Annotated in this window: 12 protein-coding genes; 8 read left to right on the forward strand and 4 right to left on the reverse strand. The window is 72.3% G+C overall.

Annotation, left to right across the window (positions count from 1 at the left end; genetic code table 11):
* Positions 1–24 precede the first annotated feature (24 nt).
* Genes ACWGH4_RS16780 through ACWGH4_RS16790 form a run of 3 tightly spaced genes read right to left on the reverse strand, consistent with a single transcriptional unit; the run spans position 25 to position 2,767 of the window.
* Positions 25–255 (reverse strand): hypothetical protein, encoded by a 231-nt coding sequence (locus ACWGH4_RS16780; RefSeq protein WP_159691996.1) that lies wholly within the window; start codon positions 253–255, stop codon positions 25–27.
* Positions 256–276: 21 nt separating this feature from the next.
* The gene (gene malQ, locus ACWGH4_RS16785) at positions 277–2,475 is read right to left on the reverse strand and encodes a 4-alpha-glucanotransferase (protein WP_453461087.1); all 2,199 of its coding nucleotides are present in this window, start codon (positions 2,473–2,475) and stop codon (positions 277–279) included.
* A gap of 10 nt (positions 2,476–2,485) precedes the next feature.
* On the reverse strand, positions 2,486–2,767 hold the full coding sequence (locus ACWGH4_RS16790; protein WP_441263032.1) for a hypothetical protein: 282 nt from the start codon (positions 2,765–2,767) through the stop codon (positions 2,486–2,488).
* 242 nt (positions 2,768–3,009) lie between these two features.
* Between ACWGH4_RS16790 and ACWGH4_RS16795 the strand changes: the two genes are divergently transcribed.
* Complete coding sequence (locus tag ACWGH4_RS16795) at positions 3,010–5,964, forward strand: beta-N-acetylglucosaminidase domain-containing protein (RefSeq protein WP_453461089.1); 2,955 nt, start codon at positions 3,010–3,012, stop codon at positions 5,962–5,964.
* Positions 5,965–6,040: 76 nt separating this feature from the next.
* Here the strand turns inward: ACWGH4_RS16795 and ACWGH4_RS16800 are convergent, their stop codons facing one another.
* Complete coding sequence (locus ACWGH4_RS16800) at positions 6,041–6,577, reverse strand: HNH endonuclease (protein ID WP_159695201.1); 537 nt, start codon at positions 6,575–6,577, stop codon at positions 6,041–6,043.
* Between the two features lie 309 nt (positions 6,578–6,886).
* Between ACWGH4_RS16800 and ACWGH4_RS16805 the strand changes: the two genes are divergently transcribed.
* The 7 genes from ACWGH4_RS16805 to ACWGH4_RS16835 all read left to right on the forward strand — a co-directional run bounded on the left by ACWGH4_RS16805 (position 6,887) and on the right by ACWGH4_RS16835 (position 15,023).
* Positions 6,887–7,930: a mechanosensitive ion channel family protein gene (locus ACWGH4_RS16805; protein WP_453461105.1), complete on the forward strand. Its 1,044-nt coding sequence runs from the start codon at positions 6,887–6,889 to the stop codon at positions 7,928–7,930.
* A gap of 273 nt (positions 7,931–8,203) precedes the next feature.
* Positions 8,204–9,406, forward strand: coding sequence for an ROK family transcriptional regulator (locus ACWGH4_RS16810; protein WP_453461092.1), 1,203 nt, complete (start codon positions 8,204–8,206; stop codon positions 9,404–9,406).
* A 103-nt stretch (positions 9,407–9,509) separates the two neighbouring features.
* On the forward strand, positions 9,510–10,847 hold the full coding sequence (locus tag ACWGH4_RS16815; RefSeq protein ID WP_453461095.1) for an ABC transporter substrate-binding protein: 1,338 nt from the start codon (positions 9,510–9,512) through the stop codon (positions 10,845–10,847).
* Complete coding sequence (locus tag ACWGH4_RS16820) at positions 10,847–11,812, forward strand: carbohydrate ABC transporter permease (protein WP_453461097.1); 966 nt, start codon at positions 10,847–10,849, stop codon at positions 11,810–11,812. The genes ACWGH4_RS16815 and ACWGH4_RS16820 overlap by 1 nt, the downstream gene beginning before the upstream one ends.
* A gap of 12 nt (positions 11,813–11,824) precedes the next feature.
* A complete protein-coding gene (locus ACWGH4_RS16825; RefSeq protein ID WP_453461108.1) occupies positions 11,825–12,730 on the forward strand; it encodes a carbohydrate ABC transporter permease in 906 nt (301 codons plus the stop codon).
* A 29-nt stretch (positions 12,731–12,759) separates the two neighbouring features.
* Positions 12,760–14,025: a 6-phospho-beta-glucosidase gene (locus ACWGH4_RS16830; RefSeq protein ID WP_453461100.1), complete on the forward strand. Its 1,266-nt coding sequence runs from the start codon at positions 12,760–12,762 to the stop codon at positions 14,023–14,025.
* Complete coding sequence (locus ACWGH4_RS16835) at positions 14,016–15,023, forward strand: N-acetylglucosamine kinase (RefSeq protein ID WP_453461103.1); 1,008 nt, start codon at positions 14,016–14,018, stop codon at positions 15,021–15,023. Before ACWGH4_RS16830 ends, ACWGH4_RS16835 begins: the two co-directional genes overlap by 10 nt.
* Positions 15,024–15,159 lie beyond the last annotated feature (136 nt).

Raw genomic sequence — 15,159 nt, forward strand, 5'->3', positions numbered from 1 at the left:
CCTTCGGACCGGATCAGTCCTGGGTCAGCTCTGCTTCTTGGACTTGTCGAGCACCATCACCAGACCGGCGATCACCGCGAAAAGGACGAGCGGCGCCGCCACGTACAGGCCGAGGGTCTCGGCCACGCTCAGGCCCGGACCCGGGTCGTCGCCGTCGTCCGGGGTGAGCGCAAGCGCGGGGGACGACATGAGCAGCATCATCAGCGTCGTACCGGCCGCTACGGCGCCGGCGCGCAAGGCGTTCTTCTTGTCCACGGTGCCCAACGTAGCGAACGGCTATGACGGCCGCGCGTCCGGGGGTGCCGTACGGGCAGCGAAGACCTCCAGCAGACGGTGCAGCCTGGGTGAGCCGGCCAGCTCCTCCAGGCTCATGGGGCGCCCCTCCGCGTCCGAGACGGGCAGCCGCCAGTTCGGGTACTGGTCCCAGGTGCCCGGCAGGTTCTGCGGGCGCCGGTCGCCCACCGTGTCCGGGAGCCAGATCCCCACCATCCGCGCAGGGGTGCGCAGCAGATAGCGGTAGACGGCCCGGATCGCACCCTCCTCGTCGCCGGGGCCCTCCGGCAGCAGGCCGAGGTCGCCGAGGACGCCGAGCCACTCGGTGACATCGGCCGTGTCCTCGGTGCGCTCCTCCTCCAGGGGGCGGGCCAGCAGACCGAGCCGGTGGCGCAGCTCCACATGGCCGCCGGTGAGCCGGGCCGCCGTGGACGGCAGGTCGTGGGTGGTGGCGGTGGCGACGCAGCCCTCGCGCCACTTCGCGGGGGCCAGCGGACGTCCGTCTCCGGTCCAGTCCCTTTCGAACCAGAGCACGGAGGTGCCGAGCACGCCGCGGCGGGAGAGGGCCTCGCGCACACCGGGCTCGACCGTCCCGAGGTCCTCTCCTATGACGACGGCGCCCGCCCGGTGCGCCTCGAGGACGAGGACGGCGAGCATGGCCTCCGCGTCGTAGCGGACGTAGGCGCCTTCGGTGGGAGGGCTGCCGACCGGCACCCACCAGAGCCGGAACAGGCCCATCACATGGTCGATGCGGAGCGCGCCCGCGTTGCGCAGGAGCCCGCGCAGCAGCCCGCGGTACGGCGCGTAGCCGGACGCGGCCAGGGCGTCCGGCCGCCACGGCGGCAGACCCCAGTCCTGGCCGTGCGCGTTGAACGCGTCCGGCGGGGCGCCGACCGACATCCCGGCGGCGAAGGAGTCCTGCTGCGCCCAGGCGTCGGCGCCGCCCGGATGCACGCCGACCGCGAGGTCGTGGACGACCCCCACCCCCATGCCCGCCTCACGGGCGGCGCGTCCCGCGGCGGCGAGCTGCTCGTCGGTCAGCCAGACCAGCCGGCTGTGGAAGTCGACCCGGTCGGCCAGCCGGGCCCTGGCCTCGGCCGTCCGCGGCGAGCGGGGGTCGCGCAGGCCGTCGGGCCAGTCGTGCCACTCGGAGCCGTACACCTCGGCGAGCGCGCACCAGGTGGCGTGGTCCTCCAGCGCCTGCCCCTGGTCGGCGACGAAGTCGCGGTAGGCCGCGCGGCGTCCGGGGCCGAGGGGAATGCGGTGGATGATCTCCAGCGCCTGGGCCTTGAGCTCCCAGACGGCGTCCCGGTCGATCAACGCGCCTTTGTCGAGCACCGATTCACGCAGCTCCGCCGCCCGGTCGCGCAGCTCCTCCAGCCGCTGCCGGTCCGCCGCATCCGCGTACGCGTACTCGGGCACGTCCTCGACGCGCAGGTGGACGGGGTCGGGGAAGCGACGGGAGGAAGGGCGGTACGGGGAGGGGTCGGTGGGGGCGCTCGGCACGGCGGCGTGCAACGGATTCACCTGGACGAAGGACGCACCGAGCGACCGGCCCGACCACGTGGCCAGCTCGGCGAGGTCTCCGAGGTCGCCCATGCCCCAGGAACGCGCCGAGAGCAGGGAGTAGAGCTGGACGAGGAAGCCGTGGGAGCGTCCTTCCGGGCCGGGCACCCGTGCGGGTGCGACGACCAGGCCGGCGTCGGTGCCGCGGCCGTCCGGCGCGACGGCGTGCAGCCGGTGCACACCGGGCGGCAGTTGCTGCCAGACCCGGGCACTGTCCGGGCCTCCGGCGCCGCGCGCGGGGGCAGGGCCGCCGGCTTGCTGAGTGCCGCCCGTGGTCCCGGCGTCCGTGTTCCCCGCGTCCGTGCGCCGCGGGGTGGTCCAGCTGAGCTCGCGGCCCTCCTCCGTGGTCACGCGGAGGGTGGTGCCGGCGGGGAGGGCGGTCAGGGCCGGCGGGACGCCGGCCCTCTCGCCGCCGGGGCCTTGCCATACGACCACCGTGCGGGGCAGCAGCCGGGTCGCCGCGGCCCGCTCGGCGCGGTCCAGCGCGGCGCGTACCGCCTCCGGCGTGGAGGCGTCGATGTCCAGCGCGGCGAGAACGGCCACGACGGTGGCGTCCGGGACTGCGACGGTGACGCCCTTGGCGGGCGAGAAGGTGGTGGCGACTCCGTGCAGCTCGGCAAGCCGGGCAAGGCCCATGCGGACTCCTTCAGACCCCCGGCGACTCCGTACCGCCCGCCGTGCCGTGGGCGGTCGGCTCGCTCGTCAGGGGCGCGATGTCGGCGAGCGGTGGCTCGCTGGTGAGCGGGGCGGCGTGAGCGAGCGGCGGCTCGCTCGTGAGGGGGACTTCGTAGGCGAGCGGCGGCTCGCCGGTCAGCTGGGCCTCGTGGGCGAGCGGGCACGCGGTCGGGGCCGGTTTGGACGGTCCCGGAACCCGGCCCGGGACCTGTTTGGACAAGGCGGAGAGCAGCAGGTGCGCAGATGCGGCCACGGTAATCACTCCAATGGGACGTGAGGGGTCACAGCAGCCCTACCCAGCGCGCGGAACGGCAGACGTGTCCGTCCCGTCAACGTGTTCCGTGTCACATTCCGTTCCCCGTTTGTCACTTGCCCCGATCATTCACCACGCCAGGCAAAAGGCGCACAACGGCCACGCACATTGACACTCCGACGGTGGTGGTGGTGGGCTCGAAACCGACCGGAATGGCAGGGGTCGGACGAGGGGAGACAGCCGTGCGGCTCGGGGCCAGGAGACGTACCGCGGCAGCCGTCGCGGTCGCCGTCATCGGTGGTCTGCTCGGCGGTGCGGGAACCGCGCACGGCGCGACCGCCCAGCCGCAGGAGCCCGGCTCCCCCGCCGGCACCGCGCAGGACCCCAAGGACACCGCCGGGACCCCGTCCGTGTGGCCGCGGCCCCAGTCCCTGCGCACCCGAGGGGAGCCCGTACGCCTGGGCGACGAGGTGACCGTCGTCGCGGACCCGTCCGCCGACCCGTACGCGGTCGAGCTGCTCGAGGAGTTGCTGCGCGAGTCGGGTGTACGCACCCTGCACAAGGGCCTGCCCGGCCGTGGGCCCGTGATCCGCCTCGGGGGCGGCGACGCCGTGTCGGCGCTGCGTGCCCTGCGCGCGCCGGAGCGTACCGATCTGCCCTCGGGCGGCTACCGGCTCGCCGTGGGCCGCGTCGCGGACCGTGACACGGTCGCCCTCGACGGCGTCGGCGAGGACGGCCTCTTCCACGGCGTGCAGACCCTGCGCCAACTGGTCCGGGCGGGAACGGTCGCCGGAGTCGTCGTACGCGACTGGCCGGGAACCGCCGTGCGCGGCACGACGGAAGGCTTCTACGGGCGCCCCTGGGACCGTGAGCAGCGCCTGGCGCAGCTCGACTTCATGGGGCGCACCAAGCAGAACCGCTATCTCTACGCTCCCGGCGACGACCCCTTCCGGCAGACCCGCTGGCGCGACCCGTATCCGGCCGCCCAGCGTGCGGAACTGCGTGAACTGGCGGAGCGGGCACGGCGCAACCACGTCACCCTGGCCTGGGCCGTCGCGCCCGCCCAGTCGATGTGCCTGGCCGACCCGGCCGACGTGAAGGCCCTGACCCGCAAGGTCGACGCGATGTGGGCGCTGGGGTTCCGGGCGTTCCAACTGCAGTTCCAGGACGTCAGCTACAGCGAATGGCACTGCTCGAAGGACGCGGAGACCTTCGGTTCCGGGCCCGGCGCGGCGGCCGAGGCGCACGCCCTGGTCGCGGGCGAGGTGGCGCGCCACCTGGCGGAGCGTCACCCGGGGGCGGAGCTTTCCGTGATGCCGACCGAGTTCTACCAGGAGGGCACGACCGACTACCGCCGGGCGCTCGCGGAGCAGCTGGACGGCACGGTCCGGGTGGCGTGGACCGGGGTCGGCGTGGTGCCGCGCACCATCACCGGCCGCGAACTGGCGGGCGCCCGGGACGCCTTCGGCCACCCCCTGGTCACCATGGACAACTACCCCGTCAACGACTACGCGCAGGACCGGCTGTTCCTCGGCCCCTACACCGGCCGTGAGCCGGCCGTGGCCACCGGGTCCGCGGCGCTGCTCGCCAACGCGATGGAACAGGCCACCGCCTCACGCGTACCGCTGTTCACCGCCGCCGACTACGCCTGGAACCCGAAGGGTTACCGGCCCGAGCAGTCCTGGCAGGCCGCGCTCGACGACCTGGCAGGCGGCGACGCCGGTGCACGTGAGGCGCTGCGCGCCCTCGCGGGGAACGACGCGTCCTCGATCCTGGACCCCGACGACGAGTCGGCCTACCTGCGGCCGCTGCTGGACGAGTTCTGGCGTTCCCGCACGACGGCGGACACGCGGGCCAGGGACCGGGCCGCTGCCGCCCTGCGCGCGGCCTTCACCGTGATGCGCCGGGCGCCGGAACAGCTCGCGGGCACCGCCGACGGCCGGCTCGTGGCCGAGGTCGGGCCCTGGCTCGACCAGTTGGCCCGGTACGGGAAGGCCGGCGAACTGGCGGTCGACATGCTCCAGGCGCAGGGCCGCGGCGACGGCGCGGCCGCGTGGCGCGCCTCGCTGGCCCTCGAGCCGCTGCGCACGGACGTGGCCGCGAGCCGGGCCACGGTCGGCAAGGGTGTCCTCACGCCCTTCCTGGACCGGGCCGTGAAGGAGTCACGCGCCTGGACCGGCGCCGACCAGGCAGCGGCCGGCCGGCCGGGCCAGGACGTCGTGCGGCTGGCAAGGCCCCGGCCCCTCATGGCCGTGACCGCGATGACGGCGCCCTCGAGCGGCTCGCCGCGCTCCGCCGAGTCCGCCGGCCGGCTCGAGGTGCATGTCCCGGGTGAGGGCTGGCGTCAGCTGGGCCCGCTGTCCGCGGGCGGCTGGACCCAGGCCGACACGGCAGGGCTGCGGGTGGACGCCGTGCGCGTCACGACCGGCGGCGGCGACAGCCCGGCCGTACGCTCCCTGGTGCCCTGGTTCGCGGACGAACCGGCGGCGGGCCTCGACCTCGTACGCGAGACGACCAGCGCCGAGATCGGCGGCAGGCCGCAGCGCGCGGACGTCCGGCTGACCGCGCAGCGCCCCGGCGAGGTCCGCGGCACGCTCACCGCGAAGGCGCCGGCGGGCATCAAGGTGACCGTTCCGAAGCAGACCACCGTGCCGCGCGGCGTGCGCACCACGGTGCCGGTCCAGGTGACCGTCCCCGACGACACCCCCGCGGGCGAGTACCGGGTGCCGCTGTCCTTCGCCGGACAGGAGCGCACGCTCACCGTGCGCGCCTTCCCGCCCACCGGCGGCGGCGACCTGGCGCGCGAGGCGGGCGCGAAGGCGTCCGCGTCCGGCGACGAGACCGCCGACTTCCCGGCCGCCGCCGCGATCGACGGAGACACGGCAACCCGCTGGTCGTCCCCGGTCGGACCGAGCGCGTGGTGGCAGGTGGAGCTGGCCCGGCCGGCCCGGGTGGGCCAGGTGACGCTGCACTGGCAGGAGGCGTACGCGACCAGGTATCGCATACAGGTCTCCGCGGACGGCAGGGTCTGGCGCACCGCGGCGACGGTCACGGACGGCAGGGGCGGCCGGGAGTCGGTCCGGATGGACGCGCAGGGGACGCGGTTCGTGCGCGTGCAGGGCGACGAGCGGGCGACGGAGTTCGGCTACTCGCTGTTCTCGGTCGAGGTGTACGCGGTGGCGGAGGGCGCGCGCTAGGACGCCGGCGGGGCCGACGGAGCCGGCCCGCCCGGCGGGTGGCCCACCGGACGGAAGCCCGGTGGGAGGAATCGCGCTACGCCGAAATGCCGTCGATGCGGGTGATCGCGTCGTCGGCGCCGTACGGCTGGAGGTAGGGCAGCCAGCGCGGATCGCGGTGGCCGGTTCCGATGATGCGCCAGGCGAGACCGCTCGGCGGGGCGGGCTGGTGGCGCAGGCGCCAGCCCAGTTCCCGCAGATGGCGGTCGGCCTTGACGTGGTTGCAGCGGCGGCAGGCGGCGACCACGTTGTCCCAGGCGTGCTGCCCCCCGCGGCTGCGCGGAACGACGTGGTCGACGCTGGTTGCGACGCCACCGCAGTACATACAGCGCCCGCCGTCGCGGGCGAAGAGGGCTTTGCGGGTAAGAGGAACGGGCCCCCGATAGGGGACCCGCACGAAACGTTTGAGACGCACGACGCTGGGCGCGGCGATGACGCGGCTCTCACTATGCATGAAGGCGCCGGACTCCTCGAGGCAGAGAGCCTTGTTCTCCAGGACGAGGACGAGCGCGCGGCGGAGCGGTACGACGCCGAGGGGCTCGTACGACGCGTTGAGGACCAGGACGTGCGGCACGTGGATGCCTCCTTGTACGCCGGCGGCGCGTGGCTCGCGCCGGGACGATCTGTCATCAGTTTGTCCTCATGGCCGCTTCCTGCGCCACCACGTATGCGTAACGGGCTCGAGGTGTTTTCCGCCACAAGGGCGACACAAGGTCCCCGACGCCGCCTGGGAGCCTCGTGCGGACCCCGTTCCGGCGTCCGGTGAGCCTCGTCTCTTGGCCCTGAAAGGAGCCGGATCACACCGGATGCCCCGTTAGGGTTATTGGGCTCCCACCGCAAGCTGGAGGTTCCTCCTGTGACCGCCTTCTGGTCGTCCGCCCTGATGGACGCTGATCCCTCTCCCGGTCCTGTCACGCTCGACGAGGCCGCCAGGCGCGCCGAGAGCGCGGCCGGCTGGGTCGAGGAGAACTGGTCCACCTGGCTGAACACCGGATTGCGCATCACGCTGATCCTGATCGTCGCGCTGGTGCTGCGGATGCTGGTGCGCCGGGCGCTGACGAGGCTGATCGCGCGGATGAACCGCTCGGCGCAGGCCGTGGAGGGTACGGCGCTGGGCGGTCTGCTGGTCAACGCGGAGCGGCGCCGGCAGCGCTCCGAGGCCATAGGTTCGGTCCTGCGTTCGATCGCGTCGTTCTTGATCCTCGGCACCGCGGGTCTGATGATCCTCGGCGCGTTCCAGATCGATCTGGCTCCGCTGCTCGCCTCCGCGGGTGTGGCCGGTGTCGCGATCGGTTTCGGCGCGCGCAACCTCGTCACCGACTTCCTCTCCGGCGTCTTCATGATCATGGAGGACCAGTACGGGGTCGGGGACTCGATCGACGCGGGCGTCGCGTCGGGCGAGGTGATCGAGGTGGGGCTCCGTGTCACCAAGCTGCGCGGCGACAACGGCGAGATCTGGTACGTGCGCAACGGCGAGATCAAGCGGATCGGCAACCTGAGCCAGGGCTGGGCGACGGCCGCCGTGGACGTCACGGTCCGTTCCTCCGAGGACCTGGACCACGTCAAGTCCGTCATCGGCGAGGTCGCGGACGATCTGGCGAAGGCCGAGCCGTGGAACGAGCAGCTGTGGGGCCCGCTCGAGACGCTGGGTCTCACGGAGGTGCTGCTCGACTCGATGACGTTCCGGGTCTCGGCCAAGACGATGCCGGGCAAGGCGCTGGGCGTCGAGCGCGAGGTGCGCTGGCGGATCAAGCGCGCGTTCGACGAGGCGGGCATCCGCATCGTCGGCGGTCTGCCGCAGCAGGCGGAGGAGGCCACACCGGACCCGACGGCGGGCATGGCGGCCCCGTCGGCGTTCTCCTCCTCGGTCTCGCCGCAGTCGATGGCGGCGTCGCCTATAACGCCGCCGGCGAACCTCTCGAAGTAGGAGCCGCGGCCGCGGGCTGCCGGACCACGGCGGCCCGCCGGCACGATCCGCGGTGATCCTGGGCCGCCCCGGGTCATCCCGCGCCGATCGCTCCGGTCATCACTCGGGCAAGCAGCCCCCGCACGACGCCCCCTTGGGTAACGCTTTGGTTGCCCAGGGGGCGTTTGCCATTGACGCCGTCCGACGGGCGGCCTACTTTCGTCCCCACGGAATAGGAAACTTTCCTAACAGTCCAGGTCGAGAGGCCCGGGCCGAGAGGCAGGTGCAAGCGTCGTGGCCGGAACCACGCCCGGTACCCCGCGCGTCCTGCGCGCCATGAACGACCGGGCCGCGCTCGATCTGCTCCTCGAGCACGGCACCCTGTCCCGCACCCGGATCGGGAAACTCACCGGGCTGTCGAAGCCCACCGCCTCCCAGCTGCTCGCCAGGCTGGAGGCCGCCGGGCTCGTCGTCGTGACCGGCACCACCGAGGGACGGCCGGGCCCGAGCGCCCAGCTGTACGCGATCACCGGCGGCGTGGCCCACGCCGCCGGACTCGACGTCACCCCCGAGCGGATCCGCGCCGCCGTCGCCGACATCACCGGCGCGACCGTCGGTGAATTCGAGCTCCCCACTCCGGGACGGCGCGCCGACAGGGTCGTACGGCAGGTGACCGACGCGCTCGAAGGGGCCGTCAAGGCTGCCGGGCTGACCCGAACGGACGTTCACCGTCTCGTCATCGGCACCCCGGGCGCCTTCGACCCGTCCACCGGCCGGCTGCGGTACGCGTCCCACCTGCCCGGCTGGCACTCCCCCACCCTGCTGGACGAGCTCGCGGCCGCGCTGCCGATGCCCGTCGAGTACGAGAACGACGTCAACCTCGCCGCCGTGGCCGAGCAGCGCCTCGGCGCCGCCCACGGCCACGACAACTTCGTCCTGCTGTGGAACGAGGAAGGACTCGGCGCGGCCGTCGTCATCGGCGGCCGGCTGCACCGAGGCTTCACCGGCGGCGCCGGCGAGGTCGGCTTCCTGCCCGTGCCCGGCACCCCGCTGGTCCGCCAGGTGACCAAGGCGAACAGCGGCGGCTTCCAGGAACTCGCCGGCGCGCAGGCGCTGCCCCGGCTGGCCAGGGAGCTCGGTCTGGACGACATCGGCAGCGGCCCGCACGCAGAGGTCGCGACCGCGCTCGTGGCCAGGGCCGCGGAGAACGACAGCGGACCGTACGGGGAGCTGCTCGACGCGTTCGCGACCGGGCTGGCCACCGGTCTGGCCTCCATGGTGGCCGTGCTCGACCCGGAGCTGGTCGTCCTCTCCGGCGAGGTCATCGCCGCCGGCGGCGAGCCGCTGCGGACGCGGGTGCAGGCGGAACTGACCGAGCTGGCCGCGTCCCGTCCGCGTCTCGTGCTCGGCGCCGTACGCCGGCATCCGGTGCTGCGCGGTGCGCTGGAGAGCGCGCTGGCCACCACCCGCGACGAGGTGTTCGACACCTCGCGCTGATCCCTGCCCCGGGCCCTGCGCCTCTTGCCGTCGCGGGGCCCGGCCCTCCCACCGTTCGCTCTGCCCTTTCCTTTCCCCGTCCTTGTCACAGGGAGGCACCGTCATGCCCAGAAACCGCCGGACCAAGGGCGCCGCGCTCGCCGCGACCGCCGCGATATCGCTTCTCGCCACGGCCTGTACGGGATCCGCCGGGAGCGGCGCCACGGACGACCCGAACTCGAAGACGACCCTCACCTTCTGGCACGGCTGGTCCGCGCCCGGCGAGGTCGCGGCGATCGAGGCCAACATCGACTCGTTCGAGAAGAAGCACCCCAACATCAAGGTCAAGGTCGTCAAGGGCATCACGGACGACAAGCTCAACCAGGCCCTGCGGGCAGGCGGTTCGAACGCGCCCGACGTGGTCTCCTCGTTCACCACCGACAACGTCGGCCGGTTCTGCTCCACCGCCGCGCTCGCCGACCTGAAGCCGTTCCTCGAGAAGTCGAAGATCGATCCGGCGCGGACCTTCCTGCCCCAGATGGCCAAGTACACCCAGCACGAGGGCAAACGGTGCGCCGTGCCGCTGCTGGGTGACGCGTACGGCCTCTACTACAACAAGAAGGCCTTCGCGGAGGCCGGGATCACCGCGCCGCCCAAGACGCTCTCCGAGTTCGACAAGGTCGCGGAGAAGCTCACCAAGAGCAAGGGCGCCGGCTACGAACAGCTCGGCTTCATGCCGAACTTCCAGGGCTACGAGACGACGTTCGAGCACTACGCCTCACAGTTCGGCGTCCGGTACTTCGACGCGGAAGGCAGGGCCGACCTGGCAGACGACCCGGCCGCCAAGGCGCTGTTCACCTGGCAGAAGAACCTGGCCGACAAGCTCGGCGGCTACAAGAAGCTGGAGAAGTTCCGCACCGGCCTCGGCGACGAGTGGGGACCCAAGCACCCCTTCCACACGGGGCAGGTCGCCATGCAGCTCGACGGCGAGTGGCGCGGCAAGATGGCCCAGGACGCCGATCTGGACTTCGAGATCGGCGCGGCCCCCTTCCCCGTCCCGGACGACCAGGTCGCCGACTACGGCAAGGGCTACCTGTCCGGCACGATCCTCGGCATCGCGAGTGTGAGCAAGAAGCAGAACGCGGCCTGGGAGCTGGTGAAGTACCTCTCCACCGACACCGACGCGGTCGTCTCCTTCGCCAACGCCATCCACAACGTGCCCTCCACCGTCGCGGCGCTGAAGTCCCCGAAACTGAACAACGACCCGCTGTACCGCACGTTCGTCGACATCGCGCAGCACCCGAAGAGCTCCCACGCCCCGTCGTCCGTCAACGGCGGCGCGTTCCTGCTGACCGCCCAGGACCTCGGCGTGCGTTACGAGGCCGGCCGGGAGAAGGATCTCGACGCCGGCCTGAAGAAGACCGACGCCCAGATCGACAAGGACAACGAGCAGGCACGCTGATGGCAGCCACCCTCCTCCGTCCGCCGGCGAGCCGCGCTCTGCGGGCCAAGCACCGCAGGTCGGCGCTGCGCACGCTGGGCTTCCTGTCCCCCTGGCTGATCGGGTTCGCGGTCTTCTTCGCCTACCCGCTGGTCTCGACCGTCTACTTCTCCTTCATGGAGTACGACGGGTTCGCCCCGCCGGTGTGGGTGGGCCTCAAGAACTGGTCGTACGTCTTCAACGACTACGCCTTCTTCTGGCCGGCCCTGCGCAACACCCTGTGGCTGGTCGCCGTGATGGTGTCGCTGCGGGTGCTGTTCGGGATCGGCATCGGGCTGCTGATCACGAAGATCAAAACGGGTGCCGGGGTCTTCAGGACGCTCTTCTACCTGCCGTACCTGGCTCCGCCGGTCGCCGCGACCATGTCGTTCGTCTTCCTGCTCAACCCCGGTACGGGGCCCGTCAACACCATCCTCGAATCCGTGGGGCTGCCGGCGCCCGGCTGGTTCACCGACCCCGCCTGGTCGAAGCCCTCGCTGACGGTCCTGGCCCTGTGGGGCATCGGCGACCTGATGGTGATCTTCATGGCGGCGCTCCTCGACGTCCCCAAGGAGCAGTACGAGGCGGCGGAACTGGACGGCGCCCGAGCCTGGCAGCGGTTCCGCTACGTCACCTTCCCCAACATCTCCCCCATCGTGCTGTTCGCCGTGGTCACCGGAGTGATCGCGACCATGCAGTACTACACGGAGCCGCTGGTGGCGGCGAAGGTGGCGAGCGGGGTGATCGGCGGCTCCGGGCAGCAGTTCGAGCCCGGCTATCCGGACCGGACCACGCTGACCGTGCCGCAGACGATCTACAACCTCGGCTTCCAGCGCTTCGACACCGGCGCGGCCTGCGTGGTCGCCCTGGTGCTGTTCGCCCTGGCCATGACATTCACGGCGATCCTGATGCGGCGGCGCTCCGGCTTCATGTCGGCGGAGGACTGAACGATGACCACCATGACCCCGACCCCTGCCCGGACCGCGTACGGGCCGGCCGCCCCCGGCCGGGGAGGCACCGCCGCCCGGCGGTCCGCGCGGCGTCGCGCGACGCTGGAATGGATCGCCGTCCACTCGCTGGCGATCGCCGCCGCGTTGTTCTTCCTGCTCCCGTTCGTCTTCGTGTTCCTGACCGCCGTGATGAGCGACGACCAGGCGCTCACCCGCGACCTGTGGCCGCAGACCTGGGAGTGGGGCAACTTCGTCACCGTCTGGAACACCCCCGGTTTCCTGACCTGGTGGCGCAACACCCTGCTGTACGCGGGCCTCGGCACGGTGCTCGCCGTCGCGTCGAGCATCCCGGTGGCCTACGCGCTCGCCAAGTTCCGCTTCCGCGGCCGCAATCTGGCGATGATGCTGGTGATCGCGATGATGATGCTGCCGCCGCAGGTCGTCGTCGTACCGATGTACCTCTTCTGGGCGAAACAGCTGGACCTCGCGGGCACCCTGTGGCCGCTGATCATCCCGTTCGCCTTCGGCAACGCGTTCACCATCTTCCTGCTGCGGCAGTTCCTGCTGACCATCCCGAAGGAGTACACGGAGGCCGCCAGGATCGACGGCTGCGGCGAGTTCCGCACGATGGTGCGGATCGTGCTGCCGATGGCGAAGCCGGCCGTCGCGGCGGTGGCCCTCTTCCACTTCTTCTACTGCTGGAACGACTACTTCGGACCGCAGATCTACGCGTCGGAGAACCCGGCCGCCTGGACCCTGAGCTACGGCCTGGAGTCCTTCAAGGGCGCCCACCAGACCGACTGGAACCTCACCATGGCCGCCACGGTCATGATCATGGCGCCGGTGATCGTCGGCTTCTTCTTCGCACAAAAGGCCTTCATCGAAGGCGTCACACTGACCGGAGTGAAGGGCTAGGCCCTGTCCGGACCGAGAAGGGCCCGTTCATGAAGCTCGCTGTAGTGGGGGGCGGTTCCACCTACACCCCCGAACTCATCGACGGTTTCGCGCGGATGCGCGACACCCTGCCGATCGAGGAACTCGTACTGATCGACCCCGCGGCCGACCGCCTCGAACTGGTCGGCGGTCTCGCCCGGCGGATCTTCGCCAGGCAGGACCACGCCGGAAAGATCGTCACCACCTCCGACGTCGACGCGGGCGTCGACGGCGCCGACGCCGTGCTGCTCCAGCTTCGGGTGGGCGGGCAGGCCGCCCGGGAGCAGGACGAGACCTGGCCGCTGGAATGCGGCTGCGTCGGCCAGGAGACCACCGGCGCGGGCGGCCTCGCCAAGGCGCTCCGGACCGTCCCCGTCGTCCTCGACATCGCCGAGCGGGTGCGCCGCACCAACCCCGGCGCGTGGATCATCGACTTCACCAACCCGGTCGGCATCGTCACCCGGGCGCTGCTGCAGGCCGGCCACAGGGCCGTCGGGCTGTGCAACGTGGCCATCGGCTTCCAGCGGAAGTTCGCCGGGCTGCTGGGCGTCGCGCCCGCCGACGTCCACCTGGACCACGTCGGGCTCAACCACCTCACCTGGGAGACCGCCGTCCGGCTCGGCGGCCCGGAGGGCGAGAACGTGCTGCCGCGGCTGCTCGCCGAGCACGGTGACGCGGTGGCGGCCGATCTGCGCATGCCGCGCGAACTGATCGACCGCCTCGGCGTCGTGCCCTCGTACTACCTGCGCTACTACTACGGCCACGACGAGGTCGTGCGGGAGCTGCGGACGAAACCGTCGCGGGCCGCGGAGGTCGCGCAGATGGAGAAGCGGCTCTTCGAGATGTACGGCGACCCGCAGCTCGACGAGAAGCCGGAGCTGCTCGCCAAGCGCGGCGGCGCCTTCTACTCGGAGGCTGCCGTCGACCTCGCCGCCTCGCTGCTCAGCGGCGCCGGCTCCCCCTACCAGGTGGTGAACACGTACAACAACGGCACGCTCCCCTTCCTGCCGGACGAGGCCGTGATCGAGGTGCAGGCGGCGGTCGGCACCCAGGGGGCGACACCGCTGGCGGTCGCGGAACTGGACCCGCTGTACGCGGGGCTGACCGCCAACGTGACGGCGTACGAGGACCTGGCGCTGGAGGCCGCGCTGCGCGGCGGGCGCGACCGGGTCTTCAAGGCGCTGCTGTCACACCCGCTCGTCGGCCAGTACGAGTACGCGCAGCAGCTCACCGAGCAGCTGATCGCGCACAACCGGGAGCACCTCGCGTGGGCGTGACCGATCTCTCCGGGCGGAGACCTGCTGCCGGACCCGCCGGGACCGTCCTCGCCATCGACGCGGGGAACAGCAAGACCGACGTGGCCTTCGTCGGTGCCGACGGCACGGTGCTCGCCTCCGGCCGCGGTCCCGGCTTCCAGCCGCCGAAGGTCGGCGTCAGGGCCGCGATCGACGCCCTCGCCGCCACGGTCGAGGAGGCCAGGGCCACGGGCGGCGTCACCGGGGACGTCGAGCATGTGTCGGCCTGCCTGGCCAATGCCGACCTCCCCGTCGAGGAAAGGGAGTTGACCGCGGCACTGGACGGGCGCGGCTGGGGGCGCAGTACCCGGGTCCGCAACGACACCTTCGCGATCCTGCGGGCGGGGGTGGACGAGCCGCGGGGTGTGGCCGTCGTGTGCGGGGCGGGCATCAACTGCGTGGGCATGCTGCCCGACGGCCGCACCGCGCGCTTCCCCGCGCTCGGGAGGATCTCCGGCGACTGGGGCGGCGGCGCGGGTCTCGCGGAGGAGGCGCTTTGGTACGCGGCACGCGCGGAGGACGGCCGCGGTGAGCCCACCGCGCTCGCCGCGACCCTGCCCGCGCACTACGGGCTGGACACGGTGTACGCCCTGATCGAGGCGCTGCACCTGGGCGAGGTCGCCCCCGCGCGCAAGCACGAACTGGCGCCGGTGCTCTTCGCGACGAGCGCCGCCGGTGACCCGGTGGCCAGGTCGCTGGTGCACCGGCAGGCGGACGAGGTGGTGGCGATGGCGGCGGTGGCACTGGACCGCCTCGGGCTGCTCGACGAGGAGGTACCGGTGCTCCTCGGCGGCAGCGTGCTCGCCGCACGTCACCCCGAACTCGACGGGCGCGTCCGCGAATTGCTCGCGGCCAGGGCGCCGAAGGCCGTCGTCGAGGTGGTGACGGCAGCGCCGGTACTGGGGGCTGCGCTGCTGGGACTGGACCACGTCGGGGCCTCCGCCGGGGCGCGGGCGGCGCTGCGCGCGCACTACGCGTAGCGCGTCCGCCCCGGCACACGACGACGCCGCCGACCCGCTCCTCTCCCGCGGCAAGCCCGCCACCTCCTCCTCCGACGAGGACGCCACCCTCGTCCCCGCCAAGGCCTTCGACGGTGACCCGGCCACCCGCTGGGCC

Source organism: Streptomyces sp. NPDC054847 (assembly GCF_053610925.1).

Excerpts from the sequence above, each read along its gene's own strand:
- malQ (WP_453461087.1), bottom strand. The coding sequence starts at position 2,475 with ATGGGCCTTGCCCGGCTTGCCGAGCTGCACGGAGTCGCCACCACCTTC.
- ACWGH4_RS16805 (WP_453461105.1), top strand. The coding sequence starts at position 6,887 with ATGGACGCTGATCCCTCTCCCGGTCCTGTCACGCTCGACGAGGCCGCC.
- ACWGH4_RS16815 (WP_453461095.1), top strand. The coding sequence starts at position 9,510 with ATGCCCAGAAACCGCCGGACCAAGGGCGCCGCGCTCGCCGCGACCGCC.
- ACWGH4_RS16820 (WP_453461097.1), top strand. The coding sequence starts at position 10,847 with ATGGCAGCCACCCTCCTCCGTCCGCCGGCGAGCCGCGCTCTGCGGGCC.
- ACWGH4_RS16825 (WP_453461108.1), top strand. The coding sequence starts at position 11,825 with ATGACCCCGACCCCTGCCCGGACCGCGTACGGGCCGGCCGCCCCCGGC.
- ACWGH4_RS16830 (WP_453461100.1), top strand. The coding sequence starts at position 12,760 with ATGAAGCTCGCTGTAGTGGGGGGCGGTTCCACCTACACCCCCGAACTC.